Genomic DNA, 405 nt, shown 5'->3' on the forward strand with positions numbered 1-405 from the left:
GGAAGCCCTGCGGGTGGATGGTGATCGGCAAACTGACACCATCGGCGGACAGATGCTCCTGCAACTGCTCAAGTCCGTACTGGTCACCGCCGATTTCGAGCGGCGCATAGACGGCGCAAAGCCTGGCAAGTGCCTCTGCAAGCCAGGAATATTTGAGCCGCTGGCCCGGCACGGCCTCGATATGCGCCTGGTCGACCCACAGCTCATAGGGCGCCTGGTCGGTATTGGCCCTGTCCTTCAGCGTATCGGCCGGCGTCCAGAACCATGTCTTTGACGCCAGCCGCTCGGCATCCTTGGTGGCATCGAGCACCCAGGTCAGCGTGAATGCGGTAAAGTCGCGCGTGCGAGACAGATCAAGCCCGCCATAACAGGGATAGCCACCGGCAATCAGCGCCGGCAGATCGA

The 405-nt window shown here is 62.2% G+C and carries 1 pseudogene; it reads right to left on the reverse strand.

Annotation, left to right across the window (positions count from 1 at the left end):
- A pseudogene (locus tag KLP42_RS26710) lies at positions 1-405 on the reverse strand (terminase large subunit); the annotation flags it as partial.

The sequence above is a fragment of the Rhizobium sp. CSW-27 genome, from assembly GCF_018760785.1.
GTDB lineage: Bacteria > Pseudomonadota > Alphaproteobacteria > Rhizobiales > Rhizobiaceae > Neorhizobium.